The sequence below is a fragment of the Cobetia sp. 4B genome (assembly GCF_018831605.1).
In the GTDB taxonomy this organism is placed as follows: Bacteria; Pseudomonadota; Gammaproteobacteria; order Pseudomonadales; family Halomonadaceae; genus Cobetia; species Cobetia amphilecti.
Map to the genome: position 1 here is coordinate 1,242,732 of NZ_CP059843.1, position 15,202 is coordinate 1,257,933.

Annotated in this window: 13 protein-coding genes; all 13 read left to right on the plus strand. The window is 63.0% G+C overall.

All coding sequences use genetic code 11. The features are described 5' to 3' along the window. Positions 1-11 precede the first annotated feature (11 nt). The 13 genes from H2O77_RS05330 to H2O77_RS05390 all read left to right on the plus strand — a co-directional run bounded on the left by H2O77_RS05330 (position 12) and on the right by H2O77_RS05390 (position 15,202). Positions 12-1,247: a phage major capsid protein gene (locus tag H2O77_RS05330; protein WP_215824091.1), complete on the plus strand. Its 1,236-nt coding sequence runs from the start codon at positions 12-14 to the stop codon at positions 1,245-1,247. A 77-nt stretch (positions 1,248-1,324) separates the two neighbouring features. Then, the gene (locus H2O77_RS05335; protein WP_215824092.1) at positions 1,325-1,654 is read left to right on the plus strand and encodes a head-tail connector protein; all 330 of its coding nucleotides are present in this window, start codon (positions 1,325-1,327) and stop codon (positions 1,652-1,654) included. Between the two features lie 7 nt (positions 1,655-1,661). Next, positions 1,662-2,207, plus strand: coding sequence for a head-tail adaptor protein (locus H2O77_RS05340; RefSeq protein ID WP_215824093.1), 546 nt, complete (start codon positions 1,662-1,664; stop codon positions 2,205-2,207). An 11-nt stretch (positions 2,208-2,218) separates the two neighbouring features. Beyond that, positions 2,219-2,797 carry a phage tail protein gene (locus H2O77_RS05345; protein WP_215824094.1) on the plus strand — a complete coding sequence of 193 codons (579 nt, stop codon included), beginning with the start codon at positions 2,219-2,221 and terminating at the stop codon, positions 2,795-2,797. Further along, positions 2,794-3,234, plus strand: coding sequence for a hypothetical protein (locus H2O77_RS05350; protein WP_215824095.1), 441 nt, complete (start codon positions 2,794-2,796; stop codon positions 3,232-3,234). Before H2O77_RS05345 ends, H2O77_RS05350 begins: the two co-directional genes overlap by 4 nt. A gap of 3 nt (positions 3,235-3,237) precedes the next feature. Then, positions 3,238-3,984 carry a hypothetical protein gene (locus tag H2O77_RS05355; protein ID WP_215824096.1) on the plus strand — a complete coding sequence of 249 codons (747 nt, stop codon included), beginning with the start codon at positions 3,238-3,240 and terminating at the stop codon, positions 3,982-3,984. A 12-nt stretch (positions 3,985-3,996) separates the two neighbouring features. Continuing rightward, on the plus strand, positions 3,997-4,170 hold the full coding sequence (locus H2O77_RS05360) for a hypothetical protein (RefSeq protein ID WP_215824097.1): 174 nt from the start codon (positions 3,997-3,999) through the stop codon (positions 4,168-4,170). 71 nt (positions 4,171-4,241) lie between these two features. Continuing rightward, positions 4,242-8,045: a hypothetical protein gene (locus H2O77_RS05365; protein WP_215824098.1), complete on the plus strand. Its 3,804-nt coding sequence runs from the start codon at positions 4,242-4,244 to the stop codon at positions 8,043-8,045. A gap of 33 nt (positions 8,046-8,078) precedes the next feature. Further along, positions 8,079-8,477, plus strand: coding sequence for a hypothetical protein (locus H2O77_RS05370; RefSeq protein ID WP_215824099.1), 399 nt, complete (start codon positions 8,079-8,081; stop codon positions 8,475-8,477). Between the two features lie 28 nt (positions 8,478-8,505). Further along, on the plus strand, positions 8,506-11,880 hold the full coding sequence (locus H2O77_RS05375; RefSeq protein WP_215824100.1) for a hypothetical protein: 3,375 nt from the start codon (positions 8,506-8,508) through the stop codon (positions 11,878-11,880). A gap of 80 nt (positions 11,881-11,960) precedes the next feature. Further along, the gene (locus H2O77_RS05380; protein WP_215824101.1) at positions 11,961-13,118 is read left to right on the plus strand and encodes a hypothetical protein; all 1,158 of its coding nucleotides are present in this window, start codon (positions 11,961-11,963) and stop codon (positions 13,116-13,118) included. Further along, complete coding sequence (locus tag H2O77_RS05385) at positions 13,119-14,804, plus strand: LamG-like jellyroll fold domain-containing protein (RefSeq protein ID WP_215824102.1); 1,686 nt, start codon at positions 13,119-13,121, stop codon at positions 14,802-14,804. It begins immediately after the preceding gene. Then, positions 14,801-15,202 carry a hypothetical protein gene (locus tag H2O77_RS05390; RefSeq protein ID WP_215824103.1) on the plus strand — a complete coding sequence of 134 codons (402 nt, stop codon included), beginning with the start codon at positions 14,801-14,803 and terminating at the stop codon, positions 15,200-15,202. The genes H2O77_RS05385 and H2O77_RS05390 overlap by 4 nt, the downstream gene beginning before the upstream one ends.

Genomic DNA, 15,202 nt, shown 5'->3' on the forward strand with positions numbered 1-15,202 from the left:
GTGGAGGCTACATGAAACTCTCTGAACTGAAGCAGAAGTACGCGGCCATCGCCAAGGACATGCGCAAGATGCATGAAGATGCCGGCGACACCGAATGGAAGGATGAGCAGCGCAGCCAGTGGCAGTCCATGAAGAGCGAGCTGGATGGCCTGCAGGACAAGATCGATCGCGAAGAAGCCCTGCGCGATGCAGATCAGCGCTTCGTGCGTGACAACGAAGAGGAGCTGCGCGGCCAGTCTCAGACGTCTGAAGCTGGACAGTCCCAGGGCCCGAGCGTGGATGAGCAGCGTGCCGCGGCCTTCGATGCCTTCGTGCGTGAAGGCATGGGCAACATGAGCAAAGAGCAGCGCGCGATCATGCGTGAGATGCGAGCTCAGGCAGCGGGCGAGAATGACAAGGGCGGCTACACCGTCCCGACCACCATGCTCAACCGCATCCATGAGTCCATGCAGGACTATGGCGGGCTGGCCTCGGTCGCCCAGATCCTGAATACCTCCGATGGCGCCACCATCGAATGGCCGGTGTCTGACGGTACCGGGGAAGAGGGCGAGCTGCTGGGCGAGAACACCGCCGCCAGTGAAAAGGATGTCGAGTTCGGCATCCAGAACCTCGGCGCCAAGAAGCTGAGCTCCAAGGTCATCCGTGTCTCCAACGAGCTGCTGCAGGACTCGGCCTTTGACATCGAGGGCTTTTTGGCCTCGCGCATCGGCTCCCGTATCGGTCGCGCCGAAGCCAAGTACCTGGTGAGCGGTACCGGTGCCGGCACTCCCCAGCAGCCCAAGGGCCTCGCCACCTCGGTCACTGGCACCGTGGCGGCAGCCGCTGCGGCCAGCCTGAACTGGAAGGACATCACCAAGCTGATCCACAGCATTGATCCGGCGTACCGTCGCGCGGCGAACTTCCGTCTGGGCTTCAACGACAACACCCTGCAGAAGATCACCGAGATGGAAGATGGCCAGGGTCGCCCGCTGTGGCTGCCGGCCGTCGCGGGCCTGGCGCCATCTACTGTGCTCGGTCAGGCCTACTTCATTGATCAGGGCTTCGAGGACATGGCCGCGAGCAAGAAATTCATGTTCGCCGGTGACTTCCAGCAGTTCGTGATTCGCCGCATCAACTACATGACGCTCAAGCGTCTGGTCGAACGCTATGCCGAGTTCGACCAGACGGCCTTCCTCGCCTTCCATCGCTTCGATTGCGTGCTGCAGGATACCGCCGCCATCAAGGCCTTGACCGGCAAGGCGGCCTGATCTTTATCCACCACCTGACACAGGGGCCGCCATCGTGCGGCCCTTGCCTGTTGGGGCCAACCCCATGAGGCACGCCCATGCTCGAGCTGGACATCATCAAGCTGCACGTCCGGCTGGAGCCGGACTTCTCCGAGGACGATCAGCTCCTGGAGACCTATTCCAATGCGGCCCGTCGCGTCATTGAAGGACGCACGGGGCGCACGCTGTATGAAACCCACGACGCCATCCCGGCAGAAGGGGATGAGCACGCGCTGGTCATCGATGACGACATCACCACCGCGATGCTGCTGCTGATCGGCCACTGGCACGAGACCCGTGAAGCCGTGGTCATCGGCACCATCACCTCAGAGGTACCCATGGCCGTGGGCGCCCTGGTCGATCACTACACCCATTACCATTTCGCATGAGGTGACTATGCGCGCCGGACAGCTTCGTCATCGCGTCACCCTGCTGGGTAGCCGCACCGGGCATCCGCCCAGCTGGCCCACCTTGCGTGAGGTCTGGGCCGAATTCGTGGAGCCCAAGAGTGCCGGGCGAGAAGAGCAGTCGGGCATCCGTGCCCCATCCTCCACGCTGGTGCGCATGCGGCCCCGCGATGAGTTGGCAGCAGGCCAGATCATCCGCCGCCGCGACGGAGTGCTGTTCATCATCGAATCCCTCGATCCGGCACGCAGCATGGTGGAGATTGCCGCGCGTCGCCTGCAAGGCGTGATGGCCGAGTATGAGCCGATGAGTGGTGAGGCCTACCCCATTCAGGCATGGCTGCACCGTCAGAACATCTTCATCGGCCAGGCCAATGAGGCCCGCAACGTGGTCGAGGTGCTGCAGCCGGAGCTGCGCTGGCCGTGGCTGGAGCCCGGCGACAGGATCCACATCGCCGGCCTGGCGCTCGAGATCGAAGGCATCGTGGAAGGCAGTGATGACGGCATCAGCGTGCAGCTGTTCACCATCCCTCGCTGACAGGAGGCTGCATGGCGCGCAAGCGTGGCAAGAACTCACGGCTGCCCAAGGGCGTGGCCATCGAGGGGTTGACCGATAGCTTGGCGGAGTTCAAGGCGCTCCCCGCGGCCACCCGCCGCGCGATGACCTCGGCCATCAATGAGCAGGCATCCGCGACCCGCAATCAGCTCATCGACGACATCAGCGCCGATGGCAAGGTCAGGCCGACGGCGGTGCGCTCGCGCATCACGGTCGAGAAGGCCAGCAAGGATAAGCCCAGCGCCAGTCTTACGCTCAGCCGCTCGCCGGTGCCCTTCAAGTTCTGGCAGTACCGCACCGAGGTGGAGGATGGCACTGGCACCCGCGCCAGTATCTGGATTCGCAAGGGCGGCCAGCGCATGCGGGTCTATGGCTTCGTCAATCCCAAGGGCGGCAGCAAGACACCGCTGGTGCGCTACCGCAAGGGCAGCCAGCGTCGCCTCACCCGTGCCAACGGCTGGACCCTCAAGAACCACTGGAATCATCAGGTGAATGGCGAGCTGCGCAAGCAGGTCGCCTTCGATCTACAGCAACGCTTCCTCGCTCGCCTGGCCAAGGAGAGAGCCACATGACGCCCATCACCCGCGTGATCGATGCCTTCGTGGCACAACTGGCGGCCATCTCGACGGCCAATGGCCATGCCACCGACATCGCGCATATCGAGACCGAGGCCATCCAGATCAACTTGCGCTCGGAGACCCCGCTGCCACTGCTGCATGTCCGTCGTCTGACCAGCAACGTGGAGGCCCGTGCCGGGCGGGGGACGCGCAAGGAATCGATCAGCCTTCAGATCGAGGCCTACCTCGACCTCAAGACCCATGGGCGTGCGGGTCAGGATGCGCTGCTCAATGATCTTTACAACGCCATCTATCCGGAGAGCCAGGTGCTGCTCGATGGGCTGGCGGTCACCATCACGACTGGTGAAGCCCAACTGGATGATGCGGAGCTGGGCAGCCGCATTCTTCCCATCTATCTGCCCGTGACCATCACCTACACCCGCACGAGGTAACTCATGGCTGACTTCAAAGACACAGGCCTGATCATGTCTGGCGACATCTTCATGGCCGAGGTGGATGCCGACGGCAAGTTCGGCGCCCTGAATGGCCCGATGAACGTGCCGTCCCTGAGCATCACGCCGACCAGCGTGAACCGCATTTCCCGCCCTTCCTTCCAGAAGGACAACTACGGCCAGGCGCTGGATGCCGTCAACCTGCCCAGCGATTCGGCCAGTGTCACCATCCAGTTCGATTCCATGCCGGCCGCCATGCTGGCAGAAACGCTCGGTGGCACGGCAGAGCTGGCGGATGCCGAAGCTGATAGCGTGACCGGCGAGGCGCTGACCCTGACGGAAGGGGCCTGGGCGGCGCTGCCGCATTCCTCGCTGGCCGCGGGCAGTGTCGTGGTCACCAAGGACGCTACCGATGTCACTGCTGACTGCGACATCAACCTGAGTGCCGGCCTGATCAAGGCACGCACCGCTTCCGCGGCAGGCGATGTCACCGTGGATTACGATACCGAGGCGGTCACCGGCCATCGCGTGATGGGGGACACCGAGATCTCCAAGCCGCGTTACATCCTGGTGGATGGCATCAACCTCGCCACCGGCAAGCGTACCCGGGTCGAGATCTTCCGTGCCGTGCTGTCGGCGGACCAGGCCACCGAGCTGATGGGCACCGAGTTCATCACCGGGCAGCTGTCCGGCTCGCTGGTGGTGCCGCCCGGCAAGGGCGCCGCCTACACCGCCACCATGTACAGCTAACGGGAGCGAGCCATGACCGACAAGATCGCTACAGGCAAAACTGGCACTGAAGCCGAGCCCACCGACTCGGTGAGCGTCAAGCTCAAGAAGGCGCATCGCCACGCCGGCAAGGAATATGTCGCCGGCGACTCCCTCACCGTCGAGGTGCGCCAGCTGGAACGCCTGAAGAAGGCGGGCAAGGTCTGAGCCTGCCTGCTGTGAGTTGCACCACCTAGCCCGCCATATGGCGGGCTTTTTCATGTCCGGAGCACGACACGATGGCCAATCAGAGTGACATTCAGCTGCGCATTCAGGCCGCGGTCGATGGGCTGCAAGACATCGGCAAGCTGATGAGCGAGCTGGACAATCTCGGGCAGGACAGCAGCGAGGCCTCAGCCGAGGTCGAGCGCCTGTCTGAAGAGATGTCGGCCATCGGCCAGCAACAGAAGCTGGTCACCCAGATCAACAAGGTCGCGGCGGTCGTGGATGACGCCGGGGCTGCCATGCGCGAAGCCGTGGACAAGGCCGATGGCTTGCAGGCCGCGTATGAGAATTCCGCCAATGGTGCGGACTCGCTCCGACTGGCAACACAGCGGGCGACTCAAGAAGCGGACGACGCCAAGGCGGCGCATGTCGCACAGACTCAGACGCTGACCCAGCTGCAGACCAGCTACAAGGGCGCCCAGACCGCCACCACCGCCGCCCGTCAGGCATGGCGCGATGCCGCCCAGCGTGTGCGTGATCTCAAGTCCGAGATCGGCCGGAGCGCCAACGCCACCGACGAGCAGCGCCAAGCATTGTCGCGGGCCAGTGGTGCCGTGGAGCAGGCGAAAGACGCCTACGATGCCCAGGCACAAAGCCTCAACAGCCTGCGTGATGAGCTTCAGCAGCAACGCGAAGCGACGGATAACGCCAAGGAAGAGTGGCAGAACGCCAGCGCCAGTGCGGCCCAGCTGACGGCAGAGCTCAAGCCGGTCGAGCGTGAATTGAAGCAGCAGGAAAAGGCCCTCAACAAGGCCCGCGCGGCAGCCGGCAAGGCGACCGCCGGTCATGAGGCTCAGGCCCAGAAGCTCGCGCGCCTGCAGCAGGATGCCCACGCCGCGGGTGTGGACATCGACAACCTGGCCGATGAAGAACAGCGCCTGGCCCGTGCCTCCCGTGAGCTGGAAGACGACGTGACCTCGCTGGCATCCGGCCTGCGTGAGACCGCCGCGGCCGCCCGCGAGTCCGGTGAGGCTGCCGAGCGCAGCGAAAGCCGTTTCAGAAAGGCTGGCGCATCATTACAGCAGTGGGCCGCCGGCGCAGCTGCCGCCGCTGTGGCGGGTGTGGGCTTGGCCGTTGGCTGGGCCACGCGCTACACCGCCCAGCAGGCCGAGATGGCCCAGCAGTTGGATATCACGTCGCGCTCGCTGGGCATCTCCACTCAGGCGCTGCAGGGCTATCAGTACGCCTTTCAGCATGCCGGTATCGATGCCGACAAGACCGCCGATATCTTCAAGGACACTGCCGACAAGATTGGTGACGCCTACCAGAACGGCGGCGGTGAGGCGCAGGACGCCCTCGATGCACTGGGGATCAAGGCCGAGGAGCTGATCGAGCTGGCGCCAGACGAGATGATGTTGCGCCTGGCCGATGCCATGAAGGATCTGCCCCAGGCCTCTCAGGTCAACCTGCTGGAATCGCTGGCAGACGATGCCACGCGCCTGCAACCGCTGCTTGCCGACAATGCCGCTGAGCTTAGGGCGCTGATGGAAGAAGCCAGCGAGGTGGGGCTGATCATGTCCCCGGAGCAGATCGCCAATCTGCAAGCGACCAACGCAGCCATTGAGCGCTTGCAGGGAAGGCTGCAGGGAGTTGGTAATCGCTTGTTGGGCGAGCTGTCGCCAGCGGTCAATCAGGTGTCTGCCGATTTAGAGCAGGCACTGGCTGAGAATACTGATTTGCTGGATGACCTCGCCACGGCTATCGGCGGGGTCATTCGGGCAAGTGGCGAGTGGGTCACAAGCTTCATTCAGCAGCGTGATCAGATTGTCAGCTCAATGCAGACGATCATCGATACAGCTCAATTCCTCGGGAACACCATCAAAGGGGTTTTCCAGTCAGTCAATACAAGTCTGTCAGTCGCGAAGACGTATTGGGCGTCTTACAAGGCCGGAGCGCTGTCAGCCACTGAGTTTGTGGCGAAAGGGCTCAACAAGATCCGACTGGTTTCAGATGAGGCCTTTTCTACTCTGTCTGCCAAGGCGAGCTCAGCTCGCGAATCTGTCAAAGAACTGGCGAGTGATACCTGGGATTACGCCAAGTCCGTGGTGCAGTCCGGGAAAGATGCCGCCAATGCCTTTGATAACAGCGAGACGGCAGCTGAAAAGGAAGCGGCTGCAGCGGCAAAGGCTCGGGCTGAAGAAGAAGCCGCTGCCCTTGCTGCGAAGCGCCGTGCCGAGGAGGAAGAGAAGGCCGCCAAGCAGGCAGCGGATGCGGCCGCCAAACGCCAGAAGGCACTGGAAAACGCCGCCACTTCGCTCGGTACCTCGCTGGGCGAGCTGTCCAGTGGTATCGCGGACAGCGAACAGGAGGCCCTCGATGCCTTCGCCACGCTGGCGGCCAGTGGTGAATTGAGTGCGGCGCAGCTGGCGACGGCCTTCGAGAAGGCGCAGGACAAGATCAAGTCTGACAAGGGTATCGCCGCCCTCAAGGATCAGGTCGATGAGCTGGTGAATGACGGCGTGACCGGCGCGGATACTCTCGCGACCAAGTGGAAGTCTGCTGGTGCCCGCCTGGCCAAGGACATGGGCACCACCCTGGAAGAGATCCGCACCGGTGTGACCGAGGCGGAACGCTCGGCCATTGATGCCTTCACCAAGATCGCCTCTACCGGCGAGCTATCCGCCAAGGAGCTTAGCCGTGCCTATGTCGGTGCCAAGGAGCAGATCAGCTCTGACGAGGGCATCAAGGCTTTCGGCGCGGTTCTCGATGGGCTGGTCAAGGATGGTGTGACCGGGGCTCGCACGCTCAAGGCGCAGTGGATCGAGGCGCAGGAAGCCACGGCCAAGGCAGCCCGGGATACGGGAGACAAGGCGCAGCAGGCCTCTGACGACACGGCCAAGACGGTAGAGGCCTCTGTCACGCGCAGTGCCCAGACCATTGCCCAGCTGATGAGCAATGCCCTGCACGAGACGGAAGAGCAGATGCGGTCACTCAGTGACGCCGCCTATCAGGCCTTTGCGACTGACTGGGGGATCGACACCCAGGCCGAAGGCATCGAGGGCATGCAGGACCGCATTGCCGAGTTGGATCATGAAATCGGTGATCTTCGTGACAACCTCGCCACCCGTCTCGACTCCACCGGCTTCACGGCCTGGATGACGGACCTCGCCACCACGTCACGTCAGACCGAGATAGCTTTCCTCGAGCAGAAGATCGCCGTGGAATCGCTGACTGACCAGATCGAGGCAGGGCGGGCGCCAGCCAGTGCACTCTCGCAGGATATGGATGACCTCTCACGCCGCTTCGACCTGCTCGATGAGTCGGACCTTTCCGGCCTCGAAAGCTCCATCCAGTCGGTGCGCAGTCAGGTCGAGTCGCTGTCAGATAGCGTGAGTGACACGCTGGCCAGTCTGCGCTCGGAGCTCGCCAGCCTGCAGGGCGATAGCGCCCAGGTCGAGGCGCTGCGGTATCAGCAGCAACAGGCCGAGCTTCAGGAAGCGCTCAACGCCGCCCGGGCATTGGGCGATGCTCAGACCATCAGCGCGGCACAGGAGTCGCTGCGGCTGGCGGAACGCGCCCACGATCTTCGCCTTGAGGATATCCGCGCCCAGTCTGAGCAGGAGAAGCAGCAGGCTTTGGCAGATGAGGCTGAGCGTCAGCGCAACGTGCAGGAGGCTGAGGCCACCCAGCGCGAGAACAACCGTGACGCCCAGAACCGTACCAGCCAGCTCACCCAGTCGGTGCAGGCCCAGCGCCGCGTGGCGGTAGACCTCAACATCGGTAACGAGACCGTCACCCTCAACGGGGTGGACGAGCGCGAGGCCGATACTTTTCTTGATCGATTGGCCCTAGCCTCACGCACGACGGCCCGCCGCTGATGGCGGGCGTTTCATTTCTATTGAGAGAACGCCATGGCGATCACCCTTGAGGGCATTGTGCTGCCCAATGACATCCAGTGGACCGATGAGCTGGTGTCCCACAGTGTCGGCCAGGTGCAGACGCCCACGCTGACCGGGGCACTCATCATCGAGGAGTCTGCGCAGGCGGCAGGGCGTCCCATCACCCTCGCCAGTGGCAACGGGGCCTGGGTAACTCGTGCCACCGCGTTGGCCCTCACTGAGCTGGCGGCCACGCCACGGCCTGACGGCACGCCCATGACGCTCATCTGGGGCGATGGACAAACCTTCGATTGCGTGTTCGATCGTGCCAGTGGTGAGGCGGTCACGGCCACCGAGGTCTATCGCCTCGCCGCTGGCGGCCAAGGGCCAGATCACCCCTACACCATCACGCTGCGCCTGATCACTGCCTGATTCTTACCTTCCTGCTGGAGCCAGCCACATGGCCGACGACACGATTCATAGCGGCGACATCCGCATCCTGCAGTCTGAGCGCATGACCGACAACGCCGACGGCGGTGGTCGCCTCACCGGGCGTACCGTGACGGACGGCGCGAGCAATGAGATATTCGATGACATCTCTGATCTTGATCGCGCTGCAGGGCGCACCTCGCTGCGCAAGGTGGGTGCCGGCGTACTGACCGACAACACCGCCCAGTATTTCGGCGCCCACGCGATCATCGATCAGGTGCCATCCGACCCGAACGTCAGCGTGGTGATGTTCGATACCGGCTCCCCCTCGGATGAGCGGGAGTCCGCGCGTGACCATGTGGAAAGCTATGTCACCGCCGGCGTCAATTCACGCATGACACTGCTGGGCGATCAGCTCGCCGGGCAACGCAGCCTCACCACGTTTCAGATGACCGAGGCCCCATTGCCGGACCTGGGCGATGTGCTGGCGCTGATCACCGAGCAGGGCGACTTCGCCGGCGAGGTGCAGTACGTGCGTATCACAGAGATCGATCACGAGATCCGCACCTTCGAGTATCTGAATGGCAGCAGCGTGCAGACGTTCGAGCGCCGCGTGCTGACGCTGGGGCTATCCACTGCGCTGCGCCAGCGTGTCTATGGCGTGCAGCCCAAGCCCGGCACCGTGGACCCTGACACCGTAATCCGCGAAGGGCAGAGCACTGATGCTGCCCGATACTATGGCGTCAGCACTCTGGCCCAGCCCGCTGAGTTTGGTGACAACACCGTGCAGGTCGCCAGCACCTACGCGCCACTGGTACCGGCCACCACCACCGAGCAGGCAGTGACCGACGTGCAAGTGGGCGGCACGGCGAGTATCACCGTCAGCAGCAACGGCCAATCCTTCGAGGTGGCGCAGATCGCCAGCACCACCCAGATCGCGGTAGAGCTCAACAATCGCGGCTTCACCTATGTCAATCGCCTGAATCCGCTGCCGGCCCCGGGCAGTGTGGTGATCGCCTTCCGCAGCCTGGGCAAGTGGTACGAACTCAGAGATGAAGACAGCAATGGCGACCTCACCGGCAATGGTGCAGGGCGGGTGGATTACACCAGTGGCTCGGTCAACGTCACGCTCAGCGCCATGCCGGATGTGGGCAGCGCCATCCTGTTCAGCTGGGGTACGCCGGTACATTACGAAGACCGTGCCGGCCAGGCCACCATCGACAAGCCGTGGATGACCTTCGCGCTCGAGCATCCGGGCGTGGTGCCCAACTCGGTCACCGTGCGTTGGATCGCTGGCGGTAGCCAGAAGACTGCCACCGATGATGGTCTGGGCACCCTGAGTGGTGCCGCCACCGGCCGCATCGTCTATGGCTATGCAGACCGCAACGGCAACCCCCAGCCGGGCGAGGCCTATGTCGCTTTCAACGGCGACGCCTTCCCGGATGCCAACTCTCAGGTCGAGATCGAATACGACTACGGCGCCCCGACCACCGAGCAATTCCTGCCGTCTGCCAATGGGGCGGGGCTAGTCAGCCTGACTATCAGCGATGCGCCAGTGCGGCCGGGCAGTGTGTCACTCACCTGGACCGTCACGCGCACCTGGTCCAGCTCCGAGAATGAGACCAGCACCTCGCGCAATGGCACCTATGAGACGGTCGAGCAGAACGGCGGCGAAGCTGATGTCACCTACACCATCACCGACGATGGGCAGGGTGGCTTCCATGGTGGCTGGGAGGGCAGCATCGACTATGCCACCGGCGCGGTCACCTTCGAGGTCGAGAAGATCCGCGAGGTCAAGGAGTGGGACGACGGTGACAACCTTAACCGTGAGTGGGGCAGTTACGAGAAGCGCGACAACTTCGAGAATGGTTCCAGTGTGTGGCTGACCAGCCAGCTGGACAGCGCCGCCCCGACCACCCACACCATCACCCAGGATCTCGCCCCGCTCGATGTCGAGCTGATGCCCCTGCTGCAAGATAGCGTCGTGCCTGGCACGCTGTCGTTCATCTTCCGAGGCGATACGTTCATCGATCGCCAGGGCAGTCTCTATCGCAGCGTGGACAGCAACGGGGCCGGCGTTCTCGCGGGCACCATCGACTATGGCAGCGGCGATGCCCGCATCACTGACTGGCCAACAGGCACCAGCGCCACTATCACCGTGCAGACACTCGTGTCTACCTTCGGCACCTGGACGCTGGATGAAGCCTTCTTCCGCACGCCCGGCTCGCCGCTGCAGGTGGGTGGTCTACTGATTCAGGCCACCACGCTCGACGGTCGCTCGATCACCGGCCAGGCGGCACTCTCTGGCGAAATCGAGGGTGACGAGATGGCAGGCAGCGTGAGCTTCGAGACGGGCGTGGTGCGCGTCATGTTCGGCAAGCGGGTAGCCGATACCAGCCTGACGGCCGCCGAGAAGTCAGAAAGCTGGTATGACGCCGCTGCGGTGGATGATGACGGCATGATCTGGCGACCAACACAGATCATCCCCAGCACGGCCCGTTTCAATGCTGTGGTGTTGACCACGCTGCCGCTCGAGGCTGAGTTGATCGGTATCGACCCCGTGCGCCTGCCCAGCGATGGCCGCGTGCCCATCTATCGTGCCGGCGGCGTGGTGGTGGTGCACCACACTGGCCGAGCGCCATTCCCCGTGGGGCTGGCGGATGGCACCACGCTGGATGTGGGACGCACCCGTCTGGCCAGTCTGGTGGTGGAGGACGCCGCCGGCGAGGAGGTGCCGGCCACCCAGTACAGTGCAGACCTCGATGCCGGCACCGTGCAGCTCGCCGCGCCTGATACGGCCACCCACCCCGAACCCTGGTACGCCCTGCACCGTGTCGAGGACATGCTGCTGGTGGGAGACGTGGACCTCTCAGGCGTGCTGACGCTCAAGGGCAATCTGAGCCACGACTACCCGTCAGATGACACTCTGGTCAGCGCCGCGATGGTGGCCGGTGACCTGCAGGCGCGCGTCACCAATTTCTTCGACCTCGCCAGCTGGGACCGGGACTGGAGCAAGGATGATAACGACGGCGCAGACGGCACCCTGGCCGAGTACAACGTGACCACCTATCCGCCCATCATCACCAACCGCGGGGCCATCACCGAAGACTGGGCGCTGATCTTCACCGGCTCGAGCACGTTCCGCATCATCGGTCGCACTGTAGGTGAGATTGGCGTGGGCAATATCAATGAAGACACCGCCCCCACCAATCCCAATCACGGCGTGCCCTACTGGACCCTCAAGGCGGGCGGCTTCGGGGCCGGCTGGGTGAATGGCAACGTGATCCGCTTCTCGACCATCGGCGCGAGCTTCCCGATGTGGCTGGCGCGCGTGATCCTGCAGGGGCCGGCCAGCGGCCAGCAAGATTCTTTCCGGCTGCAGATCCGTGGCAACGCCAACGCCTGACCGCCACCGGCAGGCGCAACCCTCTATCCCTCAACCGCCCAGCCACTCGCTGGGCGGCCTTGTTTCTGGAGACGTTCAAGATGGCCGATTTTCCGGTGAAGTGGCTCAGCAGTGACATGGGCGGCAGCCCCGAGAATGGCGACCAATATGGTGCGCTGATCGAGCTGCTGAAAGCCTGCCTCGTGACCGGCTTCAACACCAAGCCCATTGCCTCGCTGACGTATGACAGCGCTACCCAGCAAGCCACCGCGAGCGTGGGCAGTGGTCATGGCTATCTCAAATGGCAGGTAATCGCCATCAGCGGGGCAGATCAGGCTGGCTACAATAGCGAGCATCGAGTGACCGCCATCGGCAGCGACTGGGTGCGCTTCGCGCTCGATACCGCGCCCGCTGCCAATGAGGCGACCGGCGATCTGATCGAGATCAAGACGGCACCCGTGGGCGGCTGGGAGATCGCAGCAGAGGATGCTGACAATCATCGCGCAGTGTTCAAGCGTACCAGCGAGCGTGCCACCGAGGTGATGCTGATGGTGGAGAATGGCACCTGGGGAGGGCATAGCAGTAACAGTGGCCGCCAGGCGCGTGTCAGTCTCATTGAACAGATGATCGACATCGACACGTATACCGTGGCCGCGTCACGGCAATGGCCCTATTCGGCAAAGGAGACGACGCGAGACTGGGCATTGTTGGGGGATGGTCTGACGATGTTCTATCTCAACCGCTATGGCGGCCAGGGCAAGCACGGGGTGTTTGTCTGGGGTGACATTAAGACGGTACGCCCAGGCGATGCATATCATTGTGTGGTCGCGGGATTGCAGGATGGCACTTGGTCCTCAACTTCAGACACTTACGAGACGTATAGCGCGCTTCCCTATTTTGGTTCATCCGTCGAGATGAGTATCGCGCGTGCCTGGCACCAGCTGCCTGGGGCGGTGGGCTGGACGTTGGAGGGTGTCGGGGATCGCATCGGCAGCCTGATCAGCTACCCAAATCCGCAGGATAATGGCTTCTATGTGGCGCAGGGCGAGATGTTGGTCATTGAGTCAGGCGGCGTGCGTGGCTCGATGCCGGGGATGTTGCAGCCACTCCATACGGGGGCAGGGTACGACAAGGCGGTGATAGACAATCTGCCCCAGATGGATGGTGTGCCCGTAATGTTTCGCCTGGCGGCCAGTCGCGGGAATGCCGGCAAGGAGACGTTGATGGCGTGGCGGCTTGATCGCTGGCAGGAGGTATAAATGGCACTCACACACCATTACCCGCTAGATGGCGATCTAGTGGAGGCGCTGGGCGGTTCTGCCGCTCAGCAGGCGCTGGGTGACTGGACGCCGAGCCAGATGCTCGAGGCGACCAAAGAGCTTGATCTAGCCGTGCCTGGTGCTAACGCCTCATTCCCGATGGATCTGGCGGCACCCTGGACGCTCGAGGTCTGGATGCTGTCAGCAGGGGGCGGCACTAGCCTTGTCCTGGGTGACAGCGGCATCGCGCTAGAGACAGATGCTGATGGCCTCTGGCTTGTCGTATCCGGCGAGCGCGTGCAGGCCCAGGGATTTTACCCTGGCTACTATCACACCGTTTTTATCACGCATGACGGGGCAAGCATCGGCGTGGCACTGGATGGGCGAGAAGGCATCGAGAGGCCGGCGGCTGCCATGCCACTCGAAACGCTGACCATCTCTCAGGTCACTGTGGCTGACCTGCGCGTGGTCGATGTTCGAGGGTATGACCAAGCGCTAACCAGACCCGAGCAAGACCAAGCAGCGATGAGTCTTGCGGTACGTGACTTCCGCCCTAGCTGGGCAGTCGGCGGGATTGGCGGGGAGATCGCGGCGTATGACATGAGCATCGTGGCCGGGGGCAAGGTGGTCGATCAGGTCGGGGGCATTGATGCTGAGATCGTCGGGGCAACACCTACCACCCTAGGCGGCGTGCCTGCCATGGCGTTTGATGGTGAGGCCATGCTGCGAAGTGACAGTAGCCCCGCCATGATCAAGACCAAAAACCACACCATTGCCATGCTCTATCGCATGGATTCTATCGGTCACGACAATTTTTCCAACCTGGTCACGCTGGGCAGCCCTGGCGAGGATGTGGCCAGTAACTACTATTCGTGGCGCATTGATGTGTCTGCTCGCCTGTATACCTTCTATGAGGTGGGGGCTGGGGCAAATCGTAATACCTATCTCAATCACCGGCTGAAGCTCGATGGAAAGTCTCATTTTCTGGTGCTGCTGGTGGGTGATGGTGTTGTCAGTATTTATGAAGATGGGGTGCTGTCAGAGAGCAATGCGGCGTTTGGCCATTCCGACTCTGAGGCCACGCAAGTTGCCATAGGCGCAAACCCCGACACCGGCAGTGATGGATTTATTGGCGCTATTGGAGCGTTCACGTCCTATGACCGGCTGTTGACTGAGAGTGAGGTACTGGCGCTGACGGCCCGTTTCGGCATGCTGGCAGAGGCAAGGATGCCCAAGCAGTCGATGCGCCCACTAGCTCGCCCCAAGCCCCAAGGGTATACCACCGCCACCGTGCCGGTGCCCAATCCGTCCGCGATTGATAGCAGAGGCATGAGCGATCAGAGGGTGGAGGCAACGGCAGGGGTAGGCATGTCGCACCTCGATCAAGTCGATGGCAGTGGTGCCAATGGCACGCCGACTGGCGGCGTCTCTGATCCGACGCGCATGGGCGTCATTGCAGGCACCGTTCTGGACATCCAGGCGCAGCCCGTCAGCCGGCGGGTGCGGGTGCATGAGCGCGCCACTGGCCGCATCGTGCGCGAGACGTGGAGTGATGCCGATGGCAAATACCGACTTACGGACCTCGACCCGCGTCGCGCCTTCTTTGTGATGGCGTTCGATCACACCCTGCAGCAGAACGCGGTGGTATCTGACAACGTGCATCCTGAGCTGGAGGACAGCCCGTGATCCAATTCTCGACAGCAGTGAAGAATGCGCGGCTGGCAGCCATTGCCACCGCTATCGATGCCGGCGAGTCGCCGGCATCTTTCGTTGTGTACTCAGGCTCTCGCCCATCACCTAGCGCTGCCGTCACCGATCAGGTGGCGCTGGCCACGCTGGAGGTGCCCCAACCCTTCGCGGCTGACATCTCGAGCGGAGTGCTGACAGGGGCCGGATTCGAGGAAGTCATGGCCGACGCCGACGGCGAAGCCACCTGGGCGCGATTGGTGGATGGCGAGGGTGGCTGGGTGATGGATCTGGATGTCGGCATCGAGGGATCAGGCGCTGACGTGACCATCAGCTCGACGACGATTTATCGCGGCATCATTACCCGAATCAGTCGAATCATTTTCGCCGAGGCCTGA

Excerpts from the sequence above, each read along its gene's own strand:
- H2O77_RS05385 (WP_215824102.1), top strand. The coding sequence starts at position 13,119 with ATGGCACTCACACACCATTACCCGCTAGATGGCGATCTAGTGGAGGCG.
- H2O77_RS05345 (WP_215824094.1), top strand. The coding sequence starts at position 2,219 with ATGGCGCGCAAGCGTGGCAAGAACTCACGGCTGCCCAAGGGCGTGGCC.
- H2O77_RS05370 (WP_215824099.1), top strand. The coding sequence starts at position 8,079 with ATGGCGATCACCCTTGAGGGCATTGTGCTGCCCAATGACATCCAGTGG.
- H2O77_RS05360 (WP_215824097.1), top strand. The coding sequence starts at position 3,997 with ATGACCGACAAGATCGCTACAGGCAAAACTGGCACTGAAGCCGAGCCC.
- H2O77_RS05340 (WP_215824093.1), top strand. The coding sequence starts at position 1,662 with ATGCGCGCCGGACAGCTTCGTCATCGCGTCACCCTGCTGGGTAGCCGC.
- H2O77_RS05350 (WP_215824095.1), top strand. The coding sequence starts at position 2,794 with ATGACGCCCATCACCCGCGTGATCGATGCCTTCGTGGCACAACTGGCG.
- H2O77_RS05365 (WP_215824098.1), top strand. The coding sequence starts at position 4,242 with ATGGCCAATCAGAGTGACATTCAGCTGCGCATTCAGGCCGCGGTCGAT.
- H2O77_RS05330 (WP_215824091.1), top strand. The coding sequence starts at position 12 with ATGAAACTCTCTGAACTGAAGCAGAAGTACGCGGCCATCGCCAAGGAC.
- H2O77_RS05355 (WP_215824096.1), top strand. The coding sequence starts at position 3,238 with ATGGCTGACTTCAAAGACACAGGCCTGATCATGTCTGGCGACATCTTC.
- H2O77_RS05335 (WP_215824092.1), top strand. The coding sequence starts at position 1,325 with ATGCTCGAGCTGGACATCATCAAGCTGCACGTCCGGCTGGAGCCGGAC.
- H2O77_RS05375 (WP_215824100.1), top strand. The coding sequence starts at position 8,506 with ATGGCCGACGACACGATTCATAGCGGCGACATCCGCATCCTGCAGTCT.
- H2O77_RS05380 (WP_215824101.1), top strand. The coding sequence starts at position 11,961 with ATGGCCGATTTTCCGGTGAAGTGGCTCAGCAGTGACATGGGCGGCAGC.